General features: G+C 67.7%; 16 protein-coding genes. 10 read left to right on the top strand and 6 right to left on the bottom strand.

Going from position 1 to position 16,411, the window contains the following annotated elements; translation table 11 throughout:
* Positions 1-54 precede the first annotated feature (54 nt).
* Complete coding sequence (locus LGM71_RS06565; RefSeq protein WP_226114328.1) at positions 55-1,488, bottom strand: PLP-dependent aminotransferase family protein; 1,434 nt, start codon at positions 1,486-1,488, stop codon at positions 55-57.
* A 433-nt stretch (positions 1,489-1,921) separates the two neighbouring features.
* On the opposite strand from LGM71_RS06565, the gene LGM71_RS06560 reads away from it, so the two are divergent.
* Together LGM71_RS06560 and LGM71_RS06555 are read left to right on the top strand one after the other, a co-directional pair.
* Positions 1,922-3,046, top strand: a complete 1,125-nt coding sequence (locus LGM71_RS06560) for an extracellular solute-binding protein (protein ID WP_174911376.1) — start codon at positions 1,922-1,924, stop codon at positions 3,044-3,046.
* On the top strand, positions 3,043-4,815 hold the full coding sequence (locus LGM71_RS06555) for a diguanylate cyclase domain-containing protein (protein ID WP_226114327.1): 1,773 nt from the start codon (positions 3,043-3,045) through the stop codon (positions 4,813-4,815). Before LGM71_RS06560 ends, LGM71_RS06555 begins: the two co-directional genes overlap by 4 nt.
* Positions 4,816-4,915: 100 nt before the next feature.
* On the opposite strand, the gene LGM71_RS06550 is transcribed toward LGM71_RS06555, so the two are convergent.
* The 3 genes from LGM71_RS06550 to LGM71_RS06540 form a co-directional block, all read right to left on the bottom strand.
* A complete protein-coding gene (locus LGM71_RS06550; protein ID WP_059600568.1) occupies positions 4,916-5,215 on the bottom strand; it encodes a DUF4148 domain-containing protein in 300 nt (99 codons plus the stop codon).
* Positions 5,216-5,487: 272 nt separating this feature from the next.
* On the bottom strand, positions 5,488-5,748 hold the full coding sequence (locus LGM71_RS06545) for a hypothetical protein (protein ID WP_006760082.1): 261 nt from the start codon (positions 5,746-5,748) through the stop codon (positions 5,488-5,490).
* A 76-nt stretch (positions 5,749-5,824) separates the two neighbouring features.
* The gene (locus LGM71_RS06540; RefSeq protein ID WP_226114326.1) at positions 5,825-6,673 is read right to left on the bottom strand and encodes a sulfite exporter TauE/SafE family protein; all 849 of its coding nucleotides are present in this window, start codon (positions 6,671-6,673) and stop codon (positions 5,825-5,827) included.
* Between the two features lie 340 nt (positions 6,674-7,013).
* Between LGM71_RS06540 and LGM71_RS06535 the strand changes: the two genes are divergently transcribed.
* On the top strand, positions 7,014-7,910 hold the full coding sequence (locus tag LGM71_RS06535; RefSeq protein ID WP_226114325.1) for a LysR family transcriptional regulator: 897 nt from the start codon (positions 7,014-7,016) through the stop codon (positions 7,908-7,910).
* A gap of 131 nt (positions 7,911-8,041) precedes the next feature.
* Positions 8,042-8,674 carry a LysE family translocator gene (locus LGM71_RS06530; protein ID WP_059600565.1) on the top strand — a complete coding sequence of 211 codons (633 nt, stop codon included), beginning with the start codon at positions 8,042-8,044 and terminating at the stop codon, positions 8,672-8,674.
* A gap of 204 nt (positions 8,675-8,878) precedes the next feature.
* Here LGM71_RS06530 and LGM71_RS06525 read toward each other — a convergent pair whose 3' ends face one another.
* Positions 8,879-10,564 (bottom strand): purple acid phosphatase family protein, encoded by a 1,686-nt coding sequence (locus tag LGM71_RS06525; protein ID WP_226114324.1) that lies wholly within the window; start codon positions 10,562-10,564, stop codon positions 8,879-8,881.
* 295 nt (positions 10,565-10,859) lie between these two features.
* On the opposite strand from LGM71_RS06525, the gene LGM71_RS06520 reads away from it, so the two are divergent.
* The 5 genes from LGM71_RS06520 (at position 10,860) to LGM71_RS06500 (ending at position 14,009) form a co-directional block, all read left to right on the top strand.
* Positions 10,860-11,159 carry a YXWGXW repeat-containing protein gene (locus LGM71_RS06520; protein WP_059600563.1) on the top strand — a complete coding sequence of 100 codons (300 nt, stop codon included), beginning with the start codon at positions 10,860-10,862 and terminating at the stop codon, positions 11,157-11,159.
* Positions 11,160-11,358: 199 nt separating this feature from the next.
* Positions 11,359-12,102: an RNA polymerase sigma factor gene (locus LGM71_RS06515; protein WP_151047278.1), complete on the top strand. Its 744-nt coding sequence runs from the start codon at positions 11,359-11,361 to the stop codon at positions 12,100-12,102.
* Positions 12,099-12,518: a hypothetical protein gene (locus tag LGM71_RS06510; protein WP_059600562.1), complete on the top strand. Its 420-nt coding sequence runs from the start codon at positions 12,099-12,101 to the stop codon at positions 12,516-12,518. The genes LGM71_RS06515 and LGM71_RS06510 overlap by 4 nt, the downstream gene beginning before the upstream one ends.
* Positions 12,515-13,018: a periplasmic heavy metal sensor gene (locus tag LGM71_RS06505; protein WP_124622875.1), complete on the top strand. Its 504-nt coding sequence runs from the start codon at positions 12,515-12,517 to the stop codon at positions 13,016-13,018. The genes LGM71_RS06510 and LGM71_RS06505 overlap by 4 nt, the downstream gene beginning before the upstream one ends.
* A gap of 145 nt (positions 13,019-13,163) precedes the next feature.
* Complete coding sequence (locus LGM71_RS06500; RefSeq protein WP_151047274.1) at positions 13,164-14,009, top strand: GNAT family N-acetyltransferase; 846 nt, start codon at positions 13,164-13,166, stop codon at positions 14,007-14,009.
* Positions 14,010-14,084: 75 nt separating this feature from the next.
* Here LGM71_RS06500 and LGM71_RS06495 read toward each other — a convergent pair whose 3' ends face one another.
* Entirely contained in the window at positions 14,085-14,597 is a 513-nt protein-coding gene (locus LGM71_RS06495) for a dirigent protein (RefSeq protein WP_226114323.1), read from the bottom strand.
* Between the two features lie 417 nt (positions 14,598-15,014).
* On the opposite strand from LGM71_RS06495, the gene LGM71_RS06490 reads away from it, so the two are divergent.
* Positions 15,015-16,409, top strand: a complete 1,395-nt coding sequence (locus LGM71_RS06490; RefSeq protein WP_226114322.1) for a DUF1800 domain-containing protein — start codon at positions 15,015-15,017, stop codon at positions 16,407-16,409.
* The last annotated feature ends 2 nt before the right edge of the window (positions 16,410-16,411 follow it).

Here is a 16,411-nt window from a genome sequence, read left to right as displayed (position 1 = left end):
CACTGTAACCCGTGCGTGCGTCGGCTGCACGGCGGCGGCCGCCTGCGTGCGGGCTCAACCGGCCTTGCGTACGGCCGGCTCGGCGACCAGTTCGCCGAGCACGCGGATCGCGCGTTCGATGTCGCGGTTCCACGGATGGCCGAAGTTCACGCGCACGCAGCGCTCGAAGCCGTGCGCGGCCGAGAACAGCGGTCCCGGCGCGAAGCTGATGCCGCGCGCGATCGCCTGGCGGTGCAGTTCCATCGCATCGATCGCATCGGGAAACGACAGCCACAGGAAATACCCGCCGTCCGGCCGCACCCACTCGACGCCGTCCGGCAGCCAGCGCCGCAGCGCGTCGTCCATGCGGGCGAGCTGCGTTTGCAGTGCGCCGCGCAGCTTTCTCAGGTGACGATCGTAGCCGCCGTGCTCCAGATAGTTCGCGATGCCGACCTGCGCGGGAATGCTCGCCGACAGCGTGGTCATCAGCTTGAGCCGCTGCACCTTTTCCGCGAAACGGCCGGCGGCGGCCCAGCCGATCCGGTAGCCGGGCGCGAGCGTCTTCGAGAACGAACTGCAATGCATCACGAGGCCGTGCCGGTCGAAGGCGCGCGCGGGCAGCGGGTAGTCGGGGCCGAAATGCAGCTCGCCGTACACGTCGTCCTCGATCAGCGGCACCTCGCGCGCGGCAAGCATCTCGACGAGCGCGCGCTTCTTGTCGAGCGACAACGTGACACCCGTCGGATTCTGGAAATTGGTCATGAACCAGCACGCGCGAATGTCGTGCCGGTCGAGCGCGTTCGCAAGCGCATCGAGATCGAGTCCCGTGCGCGGATCGACGGGAATCTCGACCGCGCGCAGGTCGAGTCGCTCGATCGCCTGCAGCGCCGCATAGAAGCCGGGCGATTCGACCGCGACGACGTCGCCGGGCCGCGTGACGGCCATCAGGCACAGGTTCAGTGCTTCGAGCGCGCCGTTCGTGACGACGATCTCGTCGACGGGCTGTGCGACGCCCGTTGCCAGATAGCGGCGCGCGATCTGCTGGCGCAGCGCCTCGTTGCCGGGCGGCAGATCGACGACCGTGCTCCACGGGCTGACGAGCCGCGTCGCCTGCGCGAGCGATTTCGCGAGGCGCGGCAGCGGAAACAGCTGCGGCGACGGGAAGGCGGAGCCGAGCGGCACGATGCCGGGTTGCGTCGCGGCGTCGAGCACCGAGAACACGAGATCGCTGATGTCGACCTTGCGCGTCGCGCCGGCGCGGCTCGCGCGGCGTTTCGCGGGCGGGTTCGCCGCCGGGCCCGCACCCGGCGCGACGTAATAGCCGGAGCGTTCGCGTGCGCGGATCAGCCCCCACTGTTCGAGCAGGTAATACGCGCGAAACACCGTCGACTGGCTCACGCCATGTTGCGCGATGATCTGCCGCAGCGACGGCAGGCGCGTGCCGACCGCGAGGTTGCCGTGGCGGATTTCGTCGGCGATCGTGTGGGCGAGGGTTTCGTAGCGTTTCATCGGTGCGGGTGGTGCATGCTTGCGCCACGCGCGGGCCGGTGCGGCGCCACGCCGGCGGGGCGGGTCATTGTCTGACGAGCGGCCCGAAAAGGAAAGCGCGACGGCCGCGGCGGCTGGCCGCGCTTTCGGGGCGATGCCAGTGCCGATGCTTGCGCCGCATCAGGCCGCGTTCTGCTCCGCGTTGCGGCCGGTCGCACCGCCCCTTTCGCCTGGAAGCGTCCGGCGCCAACGACGCGTAACGACTTTCTCCTGATCATTCGTTGTTCTCGCATACGCATTCGTCTGAGCGCGACGACACGCGATCGAACGGGTGCACGCATGTCGTCCTCCGCATGAGGCGGACACGATTCGCGTGCGGCTTGTTCCAATTGCGCCGCGATATTTTTTATGGTCTTGTTGCACGATCACGCGTCGACTCGAAAAAGGACGGCGGATGCAGTCGGGCCATTCATACGGGGTCCCTTTGATCAGGGGAATAGGCGCGCGCGAGCGTGGGCTTCGTGCCGTCCGTCGATTGCTCGTCCTGTTGGCGCTGGGCGTGTCATGCGTGCCCGCTTTGGCCGCTTCTCCCGAGACCGTCAACGACAACGTACTGCGCGTCCTTGCATGGCCCGGCTACGCGGACAACGATGTCGTCAATGCATTTGAGACGCAATTCCATGTGCGCGTCGAAGTGACGTTCGTCGATTCCGACGAAGCGTTGTGGACGCGAATGCACAGCGCGTCGCCACCGCCGTATGACGTGCTCGCGGCCAACACGGCCGAGATCCAGCGCTATGCGCGCGGCGACCTGCTCACACCCATCGACCTGTCCCAGATCCCCAACCGTCGACGGCAACTGCCGAATTTCCGGCAGCTCGCGACGATCGGCGGGCTCGTGCACAACGGCGCGACCTATGCGATTCCATTCACGTATTCGTCGATGGGACTGATCTACGATCGCAAGCAGGTGCCGGTCGCGCCACGTTCGATGCTGGAACTCTGGAATCCGCGTTACCGCGGCAAGGTGCTCGACTTCAACAGCGCGCAGCATAATTTTTCGTTCACCGCGCTCGCGCTCGGCTATCCCGACCCGTTTCACCTGTCGCCCGCGCAAACTCTTGCCGTCGCGCACAAGCTGGTCGACCTGCGACGCAACCTGCTCACGTATTACACGTTTCCGGAAGAGGCGACCGCGCTGTTCGTCCAGCATCGCGCAGCGCTGATGTTCGGCAACTACGGCACGCAGCAGGTCGAACAACTGCGTCGCGCCGGTGCGGATGTCGGCTACGTGATTCCGAACGAAGGCGCGCTCGCGTGGCTCGACTGCTGGGGCGTCACGCGCGGCGCGGAGCATCGCGAGCTCGCGTTCGCATGGATCAACTACATGCTCGAGCCGGCGATCGGCGCGCTGCTGACCGAACGCCAGGGGCTCGCGAATACGCTCGAGCCGCCACCCGGTCTCGAGGCCGGCCACCAGCACCTCGTCTGGATCCAGCCGGTCGAGGACATCGCGCGGCGCGAGTCGCTGTGGAGCCGCATCGTATCGGGCGATCGGCCGGAGCGGTTCGACAAATGATCAGGCTCGGGCTGACGTCGAAGCTGTCGGTGCTGTTCGCGTGCATCGGCGTGATCGCGTCCGGCACGACCGGCTACTACACCTACCGCGCGAACCGGACGATGCTCGTGCAGGAAGCACAGCACAGCCTGCTGATGTCGACGCAATTGCTCGGACAGCGCTTCACGACCGCGCTGTCCGACGTGGCTGACGATGCGCTCGTGCTCGCGCAATTGCCGTCGGCGGCGCTCGTCGCGGGCGGCGGCGGCACCGATCGCGCGCCGCGCTCGCGGCTCGAGCAGGTGTATTTCAGCTTCATGAAGAACCACCCCGAGTACCTGCAGGTTCGGCTGATCGCGCGCGGCGATTTCGGGCTCGAGCGCATCCGCGTCGATCGCGACGCACACGGCATCGTCGTGCTGCCGGAGAGTGCATTCCAGGAGAAAGGGCAGTTTTCCTACGTATTCGACACGCTTGCGACGGCACCCGGTCATATCTACCTGTCGCCGATCGTGATCAATCACGAGACCGGCTCGCATGCGGCCGAAGGGCTGCCGATCCTGCGCGTGGGCACGCCGGTCGTCGACCAGGCCGGCGTGGTCGTCGGTGCGCTGGTCGTCGACGTCGAGTTGTCGCGCATGTTCGATCGGCTCGAGCGCGACCTGCCGCAAGACTACGTGGTGTTCCTCGCGAACGAGTGGGGCGACTTCCTCGTGCACCCCGATCCGTCGCAGATCTTCGGCTTCGATCGCGGGCGGCGCGTGCTGATGCAGGACAGCTTTCCCGACACGCGGCTGCTGTTCGCCGGGACGCGCACGAACGTGACGCTCAACGGTCTCGCGCAGCCCGACGAAGTACCGGGCGAGATGCTCGCGTTCGTGCGCACGCCGTTCGGCAAGAACGAGGGCAACCGCTTCGTCGTGCTCGGCATGGCGCGTCCGCTCACGGACGTGCTGGCGCCGGCCGGGATGCTCGGTGAACGGATCATCCGGATGGTGTTCCTGATGAGCCTGGCAGCGGTGATTCTCGCGATCCTGTTCGCGCGTGCGATCACGCGTCCGTTGCAGATGCTCGCGCGCGCGGCGACCCACGTGTTCGACGATCCGGCCGCCGAACGATTGCCCGTTGCGCGGGCCGACGAAATCGGCGTGCTGGCGCGCTGTTTCGACTGCATGCGCGTCGAGATCCGCACGCAGGTCGCGATGCTGCGCGCGAAGCAACTGGAGCTCACACACCTCGCCGGTCACGATCCGCTGACCGGCCTGCCGAACCGCCTGCTGTTCATGGAGCATCTCGATGCCGCGATCCGGCATGCGGCCGTGGAGCGCGAGGGGCTGGCGGTGATGTTCGTCGATCTCGACCGCTTCAAGCAGATCAACGACCAGCACGGGCACGCGGCCGGCGATCGCACGCTCGTCGCGGTCGCGAAACGGCTGAGCCTCGTGCTGCGCAGCGGTGACATGGCCGCGCGGCTCGGCGGTGACGAATTCATCGTGCTGATTTCGGACGTGCGATCGCCGGCGGTGATCGGCGATATCGCGTCGCGTATCCAGATCGTGATGGCCGAGGAGCTGGAGTTCGGCGACCGTCACCTGGCCGTGGGCGCGAGCATCGGTGTCAGCGAATATCCGGTCGATGGCGCGTCGGCGGAGGAACTGCTGGTCAAGGCCGACGCGGCGATGTACGCGGCCAAGGCGTCCGCGCAGTGCGCGTGCGTGCGTTACCAGGAACTGCTGGGCGGCGGCGGCGCGGATGCGGGCGCCCGCATAGCGGCGGGCGGTGGCCGCTGACGGCGGGCCGGTCCAGCGTGCCGCGCAAATGCGACGAGCCCGTCATGGGACGGGCTCGCCGGATCCGGGTTGACTGCGCGCGATGCGCGCAGCGGCGGGCTTAGTGGCCGAAGTAGACCGAGTCGCGCGCGTTGTGCACCTTGACTGCCGGTGCGCCGCCCTGGACGACCGGGGCCGGTTGCGCGCCGTAGCCGCTGGCGTCGGCGGCCTGCACGCGCGCTTGCGCGGCCTGGATGTCGGCCGGGTAGTGCGGGCTCGACTGGCTCGGCTTGTAGCCGGCGTTTTCGAGCTGGACGAGTTCGTTGCGCACTTGCGCGCGGGTCACGGTGCTTTGGGCGAAGGCGCCGAACGAAGCGGACAGGGCAACAGCGGCAACGACTGCGGAAACGAGCGATTTCATGATGACCTCCGATGTTTTATTGAGTTCGCCGGCGACACCATGTCGTAAGCGATTGATTACATCGTAGGCGTCGGCCGATTCAGGGTAAACGTGGATTCCGACTAAAGATCGTTGCAAACGGGATAATAATCCCAGCGGAAATCCGATCCGTCCCTGTTCCGTGTCGCGGGAATTGCAAACCGGTGGCGGGCGGGAGCGGCGAGGCGCCGCGCATGGGCGAACACCCTGCGGCGGGCGCCGGCAGGTGGGACGGGACGGGGGGCGTTGCCGGATCAGACGCCGTCGGCGTCGTCGATCTCCTTGCGCTCGCGGCGTTCTTCGTTGCCGCGGCGCGCCCGCAGGCGCTGGCGCGACAGGACCGCGATCACCTGCTGGGTGGGCGCGCCGGACGGCAGCTCGTTGCGGATGCGATCGGGCACCATCGGCAGGCCCGCGCGCTGCCGGCGCAGTGCCTTCGCGATTGCCCGGCGGCATTCGTCCCCGTGGCAATCCCATTCATCGCGGATTCTCTGGCAATAACGGCATTGTTCCATCGAGACAGTCTAACGCGTCTTGGGGATCGGGGCTGAAGGGGGAGCGGACCGTGACGGGGCCGGCGGGCGGCCGACGTCATTTCGCGTTTGCATGCGGGCTGTCGACCTGCGCGACGGGCGATGCCGCGTGCCGGAAGACGCCCGACTTCCAGATCATCTGGGACGCGGCCACGAGCACGAACAGCAGGACGACCATCCGGAACACACGCGGTGACATTTTGTCCCGCAGCGGGCGAACGAGCCACATGCCGGCGATGGCGGGCAGGCTGGCCGCGGCCGAAATCGCGAGGTCGGCGGCGCTCGCGTGTGCGGCGCCGCTGAACGTCGTGATCAGTGTGACGATCGACACCACGAGGATGATCGCGATCTGCTTCGTGAACGCGCGGCCGGTCGCGCCGGATGAAATCAGGTAGGTGGCGAGCAGCGGCCCCGGCACCGACGCGATGCTCTCCATCAGCGCCGCGCCGAACCCGAGCGCGAACCCGACCGGCTTTTGCCATGCCTCCGGCAGGTTCAGCTTCGGCGCGCTCAGCATCAGCGCCGCGGCGACGATCAGCAGCGCGCCCGACGCGGCCTGTGCGTGGCCCGCGTTCAGCGACAGGAGAATCGCGACGCCGACGACGTTGCCGAGCACGGTGCCCGCGATCGGTGCGGCGATCTTGCGTGCGGTCGCCAGGACCTCGCCGCCTTCCAGCGCCTGCGGGATGTTGCCGAGGATGATCGGCATCGACAGCAGCAGCACCGCATGCCGGATCGGCAGGAACTGGCTCAGGATCGGCATCGCCACCAGCGGAACGCCGATGCCAGTGATCCCCTTGACCATCCCGCCGAGCAGCAGTGCGACGGCGATGCCGATCAGGTCGAGCAGCGCGAGCCCGTGCAGGCTGGACACCAATACACCTTCAGTCAGATCGAGATGAGTCATCGGGAGCAGGTCGAGACATGAGCGGCGGCGGGGCGGTCGACGGCACCCGTTGCCGGTGCGTGCGATGGCGCACGCCGTTGTTTGGTTTTGCGTCGAACCGGTCGCCCGTTGCATCGTCCGCCGTCGGCATTCGACAGGGAGGCATCGGTGCGCTGGCGCAAGCCCGCGCGTGCCACGGCGCCGGCGTTCGACACGGTTCGAGCTGAATCTTACCCGAGCGCGACGCGGGGCATCGGGCGCGGTCGTGGGGCCGCGCCCATATCGTTGGGGCGCTTCAATACGCTTCATGATACGTGGCTCTATCATGTGAAAAATACATGGACCGAAACAAGGAGGTGAGATGACGCTTGCGCAGTTGCAGGCCCTGGCGGCCGTGGTCGAACTCGGCTCGCTGACGGCCGCGGCCGAGCGGCTCAGTCGCAGTCAATCCGCGATCAGTCATGCGTTGACCGAACTGGAGGACATCACCGAGGTCAAGCTGCTGTTGCGCGACCGCCAGCCGGTCGTCCTGACTGCTGCCGGCGAACGCCTGTGGCCGTACGTGCAGAACGTGGTTCGCGAGGCACAGACGCTGCGCCAGCAGTTCGGCCTGTCGCGCGGCAAGCTCGAAGGGCGGCTGGTGGTCGCGTCGCTGCCGAGCGTTTCGCTCGCATTCGTCGTACCCGCGCTCGAGGCGTTGAAGGCGGCGCACAAGGGCGTGACGGCGGTACTGCTCGAAGGCACGGACGCGGAGGTCGAAGGATGGCTCGACGACGGCACCGCCGACGTCGGCGTGGTCGCCGGCACGAAGACCTTCGCGAACAATCTGCCGCTGCTCGACGAGGATTTCGTCGCGGTGGCAGCGGACGGCATGTTCGACGGCCGCAAGAGCGTGTCCGCGAAACTGTTGTCCGCGATGCCGTTCGTTTTCTCGAAGGCGGGGTGCGGGCCGGTCATCGCGGATTACTTCGCGCGCAACGGTGCGTCGCTTCGCGCCGCGTTCAACGTGGTCGAGATGCGGACCATCCTGTCGATGGCGGAGGCGGGAATGGGCGTGTCGATCGTCCCGCGCATCACGCTCACCTACACCCGGTTCGGCGGCCGGGTGCTGGAGCTGTCGCCCAGGCTGCGCCGTTCCGTGCGGCTGTCGTGGAACGCGACCGGCAATGCGGTCGCAGACGCATTCGTCAAGCTGGTGGACGCCCAGCGCGCGAAGGCGGGAAAGGCGATTCAGGTGCGAGCGAGACAGGGAAAGTAACGCGTCGGCAGCGCGATGAGGGGATGAAGCGCGTTCATGGGCAACTTGCAGTTTATTCATGCCGGAAGCCGTCGACATGCAATACATTGTGGGTCACTCGCCCTGACTTCACTGCCTCGAAGGAGACCGCCGTGCCGGCCTTGCCCACCCTGATTGCTTTCGGACTCGTGTCGCTCGGCATGGTCCTGACGCCCGGCCCGAACATGATCTACCTGATCTCCCGCTCGATCTGCCAGGGCCGCCGCGCGGGGCTGGTGTCGCTCGGCGGCGTCGCGCTGGGGTTCGTGTTCTACATGTTCTGCGCGGCATTCGGCCTTACCGCGCTGGTGCTGACCGTGCCATACGCGTATGACGTGCTGCGTTTCGCCGGCGCGCTGTACCTGGCATATCTCGCGTGGCAGGCGCTCAAGCCGGGCGGCCGCTCCGCGTTTCAGGTGCGGCAGCTGCCGCACGAGAGCGGCGTGCGACTCTTCACGATGGGATTCGTCACCAACCTCGCGAACCCGAAGATCGCGGTGATGTACCTGTCGCTGCTGCCGCAGTTCATTTCGCCGGGGCACGGCAGCGTGCTCGCGCAATCGCTGGCGCTGGGTTGCGTGCAGATCGCGGTCAGCGTCAGCGTCAACGCCCTGATCGCGAGCATGGCCGGCTCGATCGCGGGGTTCCTTGCCGGTCGGCCGGCCTGGGCACGGGGGCAGCGCTGGTTGATGGGGACCGTGCTGGCCGGACTGGCCGTGCGTATCGCGCTGGAATCGCGAAGCTAGCCGGTGGAACGGCTAGCGGAGGCAATCGGCGTACCGATGCGCATGCAACCTTCGGCGGACGAACGGGGGCAGCCGATCCGCGTGAAGCAGGCCGTCGCGCATTCGCCGTGCCGGTAAGTGGACGGTGCGCGTTGCGCACGATGTCCCGCACGAGCCGGCCCCGGCCGCCCGCCGCGCGATCGCGCGCCGCGGGCGGCCGCCGCCTCAGCGCTCGCCGCGCTTCTTGCTCAGCTCGATCGTCTCGAACAGCTCGTACTGCGCGGTCGGGTGCTGATCCGCGCCCGGCGCGTGGTAATAGCGCATCGTGATCGTCGTGTGGCCGCCCGGCTTGCCCGGATCGTGGTCGAACACGGCGATCCCGTAGCCAGTGCCCGTATCGCGGCGCGCGGACCAGATCGCATCCTCGAGCGCATCGGCCGGCTTGCGCACGAACGTGTTCGGCGCGGTGCCCGGCACCGGCCGGTTCGGCTTCGTGAAGACCTTGGCCTGCGCAAAGCCGGTCGCCGGGTTTTCGCCGTACACGTCGAGCGGCGCACTGGTGCCGCCGCCGCCGAGAATCAGGTGAATCGTGCCGTGGCTCGTGTCGAACGTCGTGCTGTTCGGGTCGGTCGACCCGACCGGACGCGGCTGCAGCGTCTCGACGACTTCGCCGGTCGAGGCATCGACGCCCGCGCGGTGATTGCAGCCGCGTACCGGGTAGCTTCGCTCGTAGTCGTGATCGTGACCGCACAGCACGAGGTCGACACCGTAGCGGTCGAACAGCGGCAGCCATGCCTCGCGAATGCCCTTGTCGGAGCCGTTGCCCGTCTTCGACGAGCTCAGCGCGTCCTGGTGCATTTGCACGACGATCCAGTCGATGTCGTCATCGTGGGACGCGTGACGCAGCGTGTGCTCGAGCCAGCGCGTCTGCTCGCCGTTGCTGTAGCCGCGTACGTAGAACGACGTGCCCGGTTCGATCGGCGCGCGGCCGGTGCTCGCGGCCGGCACGAGCGGATTCGGGCCGCCGACGAATGCGGCCGCATCCTGGTACACGACGTCGTCGGCGTCGAGCGAGATGAACAGCACCGAGCTCACGCGGAAGCTGTACCAGCGGCCCGGAAAGCGCGTGCCGTTCTCCGGGAGCATGTAGCGGGCGAGATACGAGTCGAGCCCCTGCGGGCCGTTGTTGAATTCGATCTCGTGATTGCCCGGGCATGGCATCCACGGGCGGTTCGCAGCGGACGTCTGGTTGTTGTTGCCGAAGTCGCGCCACACCTCCGGCTGATGCGCGGGGTTCAGGTTCGCGTAGCAGAGGTCGCCGTTCAGCAGGTGGAACAGCGGCTGGAACTGCTCGACGGCCTGCACCGCGAAGCGGCTTTGCGGCGACGACAGCACCCACGCGCCGTTCGGTGTCGCGAGGTCGCCGTAGCTCGTGAAGCGGAACGGCGCGCGCCCGCGCGGCGCGGTCGTGAAGGTCGCGACAAACGGCTGCGCGGCGTTGCTGTCGTTGTCGGCCGTCAGTTCATAGCGGTAGCGCGTGTTCGGCTTCAGGCCGTGCACCCGTGCGTGGTACGTGAACACGGTTTCGCCGTTCAGGCCGTCGGTGTAGATGCGCTGCACGCCGTGCACGGTGCGTGCCGGTTCGCCGTCGGCGACGATCCGCGCGCGCGGATTGACGGCCGGTGCGAGCGACGCCCACGAGATCGCGACTTCCGACGTTGGGTCGCTGCCCCATGTCAGGTGCACCTGCTCGGGCGTGCCGTCCGGATTCGACCCGGCGGCGCGGGCGGCCGCGAGCCCGCCCGCGGCGGTGGCGAGGCCGGAGACGCCGGCCAGTTTCAGGAAGCCGCGACGCGATACGGAAGCGGCCGGCTCGTTCGACTCGGCGGGGAGGTTTTCCTGGTTCGACATGATCGTATTTTCGTTGAATGACACGCGAGATGCGGAACTGCCCGGCCGTGCGCGAGCGCGTCGGGGGCGTGGGCCGGAAACGAGCGGGATCCCGGTGACACGCATTGTCGAAGTTCAGTTTTGCCGGGTTGTGACAGACGGTAATCGATGCGCGGGCCCGATGCGTCGATGGCGCGCGCGGCGTTGCCGTCACAGCGGAAATTTTTTTGCGTGTGTCGCGACGGATTTTTTCGCATGCGTCGTTTAACGAACGAACGGCCACTTCCGGCCGGGAAACGATGCTTCGGAGTCTTGCATGAAACTTTCCATTTCATTACGGTTTGCCGCGGGATGCGTGGCCGCGCTGGCGACGTCCGCCGCATTCGCGCAGGCCGTCATCGTCGCACCGGTCGCACCGCCGCCGCCGCGCGTCGAAGTGATGCCGGCGCCGCGCGCGGGCTACGTATGGGATCAGGGCCACTGGCATTGGCGCCACGGCCGCTACGTGTGGATTCCAGGTCACTGGCAAGTGGTACGTGCCGGCTATCACTGGGTGCCCGGACACTGGGCCGCGCGCGGCCCGAACTGGCGCTGGGTGCCGGGCCACTGGGCGTGACGCGCAGGGCGCCGCGCGGCGGGACTTCCACACAACCTCATCAGTCGAGCCATGCCTTTTCGAACCATCGTGATCCTGACAGCCGCGGCCATCGTGCTGGCCGGCTGCGTCGTGGTGCCTGCGCGCCCGGTGTATTACCGGCCCGCGCCGGTCGTCGTATATTGATCGCGCCGGCCGGCGGGCGATCGACAGGATCGATATGCCGTTCGAACCGGATCTCGACGAAATCGACCGGGCCGATCCCGGGCGCGGCGCACCAAGTGTCGAAGAAGCGCCGGTCCGATGCATGCAAGGAGAGCACGACGATGAGTTTCAGCCGGACAACGGGCGCAACCGCCGGCAGCATGCGGCGTTCGCACCGCGCATCGCGGAGCGGCCTGCGTTGAGCGACGCCGATCCGGACGCGGAACTCGTCGCGCGGGTTGGCGCGCGCGACGCGTCGGCCGTGCGTGCGCTCGTCGCACGCAAACTGCCGCGCTTGCTCGCGCTCGCGACACGCATGCTCGGCGACCGGACCGAAGCCGAAGACGTTGCGCAGGAAACCTTCCTGCGGATCTGGAATCATGCGCCGCGCTGGCGGGATGGCGAAGCGCGCTTCGACACGTGGCTGCATCGCGTCGTGCTGAACCTGTGCTACGACCGCTTGCGCGGGCGGCGCGAGGAGCCGGTCGACGCATTGCCCGACATGCCCGACCCGCAACCCGAGCCGGCCGCGCACGCGGAGTTGCGCTCGCGCGACGCGCGCGTGCGCGAGGCGCTCGCCGCGTTGCCGCCAAGGCAGCGGGAAGCGCTCGTGCTCCAGTACTATCAGGACATGTCGAACGTTGAAGCGGCGAACCTGATGGGCATCACCGTCGATGCGCTGGAAAGCCTGCTCGCGCGCGCAAGGCGCAACCTGCGCGCGCAACTGGCCGGCGACCCACCTAGCGAGGACAAGCGATGACACCCGAAAGATTCCGTACCATCGTCGCCGCGTACGGCTCGGATGCGCGGCGCTGGCCGCAAGACGAACGCGCGGCGGCCGAAGCGTGGGCGCAAGCGCATCCGCGCGACGCGCTGGAGGCGCTCGACGATGCCGCCGAGCTCGATGCCTGGCTCATGCAGGACACGGTCGCGCCGCCGGCGCCGGCGCTCGTCGAACGCATCGTCGCGTCGGCGCCGGTGCCACAACGTGCGCGGCGCCGGGGCAGGGTGTGGTGGTCGGGCGCGGCGTTCGCGGGTGTCGGGCTGGCCGGCGCGTTGGCCGGCGCGGTGGCCGTGTCGATGCTGATGCTCGGCAGCGCGCCGATCGCGCAACACGAACCGGGCTACCTGACGACGACGTTCGGCGGCCCGAGCATCGACGGAGGCGACGAATGAGCGAACGCGGCTGGAAATTGTTGCTCGTCGGGTCGGTCGTGCTGAACGTGTTCATGCTCGGCGCGATTGGCGGCGGCGCGTATCAGTGGTTCTCGACGCATCGTGACCTGCATGGAACGGGGATGCCCGGACAGCGCACGGCGTTGCGGTTCGCCGCGGACGGATTGTCCGATGCGCGTCAGCGGGCGTTCGCGGCGGCGCTGAAGGCGGCGCGCAAGGACGCTCGGGATTTCGCGCGGGAAGGGCGCGATGGGCGGATCACGGTGCTCGATCTGCTGGCCGCGCCGCAGCTCGATCGTCCGGCGATCGATGCGGCGCTCGACCGGACGCGAGCGGCCGATAGTGCGTTGCGAGGGCAAGTCGAGCGCAGTGTCGTCGATTTCGCGGCGACGCTCACGCCGGACGAGCGCGCGAAGTTCGTCGACGGGTTGCGGCGTAGCGGGAACTGGCGGTTGCCGGCGAGATTGCAGAAGCAGCAGGGAGCGGCGGGAAACGAATAAGCCACACGTCGTCCAGTGACGGCACGGAATGACCGTTCACGCCGATACCCGTCCCGGGATTATGATGGCCCGATCGGAAGCACATTCCCGATGAACGCACCGCAACGCGAGGCGGCAATCTCGAGAGCCGCGGCAAGGACGAGCCATGGATCGAAGCGAAGACTTTATCGTGCGCACCATGTCGGCCAGTGAAGTGGCCATGTCGGTCGAATGGGCGGCCGCGGAAGGGTGGAACCCTGGCCGGCACGACGCGCGTTGTTTCAGGGAAGCGGACCCGGCCGGTTTCTTCGTCGGCATCTGGCGCGGCGAGCCGGCCGCTTGCCTCGCGGCGGTGGCTTATGACGAACACTTCGGCTTCATCGGTCTCTACATCGTGAAACCGGAGTTTCGCGGCAAAGGCCTCGGCATGCGCATCTGGCAGCACGGCATGCGTTACCTTGGAGAACGAAACATCGGCCTGGACGGTGTCGTTGCCCAGCAGGCGAATTACAGGAAGTCAGGGTTCCGGCTCGCGTATCGCAACATCCGCTATCAGGGGCGCGTGGGCGGCATCGGGTGCGCGCAGGTTGCGGCAGCGGCCGACGTACCGTTCGAGCAGTTGCTCGCCTACGATCGCCGGTGTTTTCCGGCGGCGCGCGAGCGTTTCGTCTCCGTCTGGATCGCGCAGCCGGACGCCGTGGCGCTCGCGACCATCGACGCGGGCCGTGTTGCCGGATACGGTGTCGTGCGCCGCTGCCACGCGGGCTGCAAGATCGGCCCGCTCTTTGCCGATGACGCCGATGTCGCGACGGGGCTGTTTCGTGCGCTGGCGTCGCGCATGCCCGGCGAGGTGATCGTGCTCGACGTGCCGGAAACGAACCCCGCAGCCGTCGCGCTGGCGGAAGGTCACGGTATGTCGAGCGTGTTCGAGACCGCGCGGATGTATACGAAGGAAGCGCCCGCGATTGCGATCGACCGCGTGTTCGGGGTGACGTCTTTCGAGCTGGGGTGATCGTCGCGAGCATGGCCGGCCCGGAACGGACGCCGGATTTGCCCATGCGTCTGCCGACGTGACGCCGTCTCCTGGCTACTTCTCGAACCAGTATTCGAACTCGGTGTGGTTCTGGTTGAACGCCTTGGCGTCGGACACTGTTTCCGCGCGCACGATGCCGTGGATGCCACGGAACTTGCCGGTCCCGCCAGTGATATCCAGTTCCGTGAGATTCTTCAGCCGGTTGCCGTTCGGCAGCTTGTGGTTGAGGAAATAGCCGCGCGCGAAAATCCTGTCGCCGTTCTCCATTCTGTATTCCACGTAGCTGCGACCGAGCCCGTTCAAGTCGGTCAAATCGCTGGTAGCGCGGATGACGGCTTCCTTCAGAACGACGCCTTCGATGGTCTGGTCCTTGCCACCATAGCTGCGGACCAGTTCGTATAGCCGCAACTGGTGACCGGGGACATCGCCAACGTCGAGGACGTGTTGCTGCGTGTACTGGTTTCCACTCGCCGGTGCATCGAATGCGGCGACATGCTTCTCCTGAGCAACGGCGATCGTCGACACGAACAGCACGCAGCACAGCGCCGCGGACGTTCCGGGTTTCATGGCACCCTCCCAGCGGTAGACCTGTTCATCACGTGCAACAGTCTTCGTTCCGGCAGCAATTGCGCACGGCCCTACGTCTTGCATGCGGACCCGCCGCCTCGACTTCCTGCCGCAGCGCGGCATCGCGCGAACACCCTCACGCGTCACAGCATCGCGCACGCAACGGATCCCTCGTGCCCTTGGAATTGTGGCAACGGCGCGGGCCGCCATCAATGCTCCTTTTTCCTACCGGCCGGCGCTTGCGATCGATCCGGCGATCGGGCAGCGCAAGCGAATGCTCGACGCCGGCTGAAAGCCGCGTGCAAGAAGCGGCAGATTCGACGTCTACGAGCCGAACCGGAAATATTTCGTCCATGCAGCGACGGATTTCCCGCCAGCCACCGTTAAACAGGGGTACGCATCGCGAGAGCCCCCGTCATGGACCATCCGAACGACATCTCACCGGCCGCCATCGCGCTGAACCGTTTCGGCCTCGGCGCGCGGCCCGACGAAGCGCCGCCTGTCGATCCGAAGGCTGCGCTGGTCGCCCAGTTCGACCGTTACGACGCACGGCCGGCCGCATGGGCTGGCGAACCCGGCGCGGTCACGCTCGCCACGCGCTTCGCGACGGCCCGCAACGCGATGACGAGCGACGACGCGGCGGCCAGACGTGCAACCGAGCAGTCGATCCGCCGCGACGGCTACGACGCATATCGCAGCGCGGTCGCCGCACGACTGAACGGCGCGCTCGTCACGCCCGCGCCGTTCGTCGAGCGTCTGGTGCATTTCTGGGCGAACCATTTCGCGGTGTCGGTCGACAAGGGGCAGGTGGCCGCGTATGCGGGCGCATTCGAGCGCGATGCGATCCGCCCGCACGTGCTCGGCCGCTTCGAGGACATGCTCGTCACCGTCGAGCAGCATCCCGCAATGCAACTGTTCCTCGACCAGGCGCGCTCGGTCGGCCCCGACAGCCCGGCCGCGCTGCGCGCCGAAGCCCGCAATCCGGCGGCGCGACGCGGCCTCAACGAGAACCTCGCGCGCGAAATCATGGAACTGCATACGCTCGGCGTGCGGACCGGCTACACACAAGCTGACGTGACGGAATTCGCGCGCGCGCTGACCGGCTGGAGCATCGCGGGCGGACGCGGGCCGCAGCCCGGCGATGCGGCGCCGGGCGCGTTCGTGTTCCGTCCGAAGCTGCACGAACCGGGCGCACGCACGGTGATGGGACGCACCTACGACCAGCCGGGCGAAGCGCAGGCACGCGCGATCCTGGCCGACCTGGCACGTTCGCCCGCGACAGGCCGGCATATCGCGTTCCAGCTCGCCCGCCATTTCGTCGCCGACAATCCGCCGCCTGCGCTCACCGACCGGCTCGCCCGCGCATTCGAGACGAGCGGCGGCGATTTGCCGACCGTCTATCGCGCGCTGGTCGATGCGCCCGACGCCTGGTCGCCGGTCAATCGCAAGTTCAAGACGCCGTGGGAGTGGGCCGTGTCGTCGCTGCGCGGGCTCGGCTGGCGCGACGCGGGCGACCTGAAGGTCGCGCCGCTGCTCGCGCAACTCGGCCAGCCGGTATGGCGGCCCGGATCGCCGGCCGGTTACGACGACGTCGCCGCGAGCTGGGCCGCGCCCGACGCGCTGGTGCGCCGCGTCGAGATCGCGCAGCGGCTGGCTGCACGCACGGGCGACCGGCTCGACCCGCGCACGCTCGGCAATACGCTGCTGGCCGGCTCGCTGAGCGCGTCGACGGCGACCGCGCTGTCGCGTGCCGAAAGCGCGACCACGTCGCTCGCGCTGCTGCTCGTGTCGCCCGATTTCCAACGGAGATGAAC

The organism is Burkholderia sp. AU33545 (assembly GCF_020419685.1).
Classification (GTDB): domain Bacteria; phylum Pseudomonadota; class Gammaproteobacteria; order Burkholderiales; family Burkholderiaceae; genus Burkholderia; species Burkholderia diffusa.
Note: the sequence above shows the minus strand (reverse complement) of the source record. Positions and strands in the feature narration are given on the sequence as shown.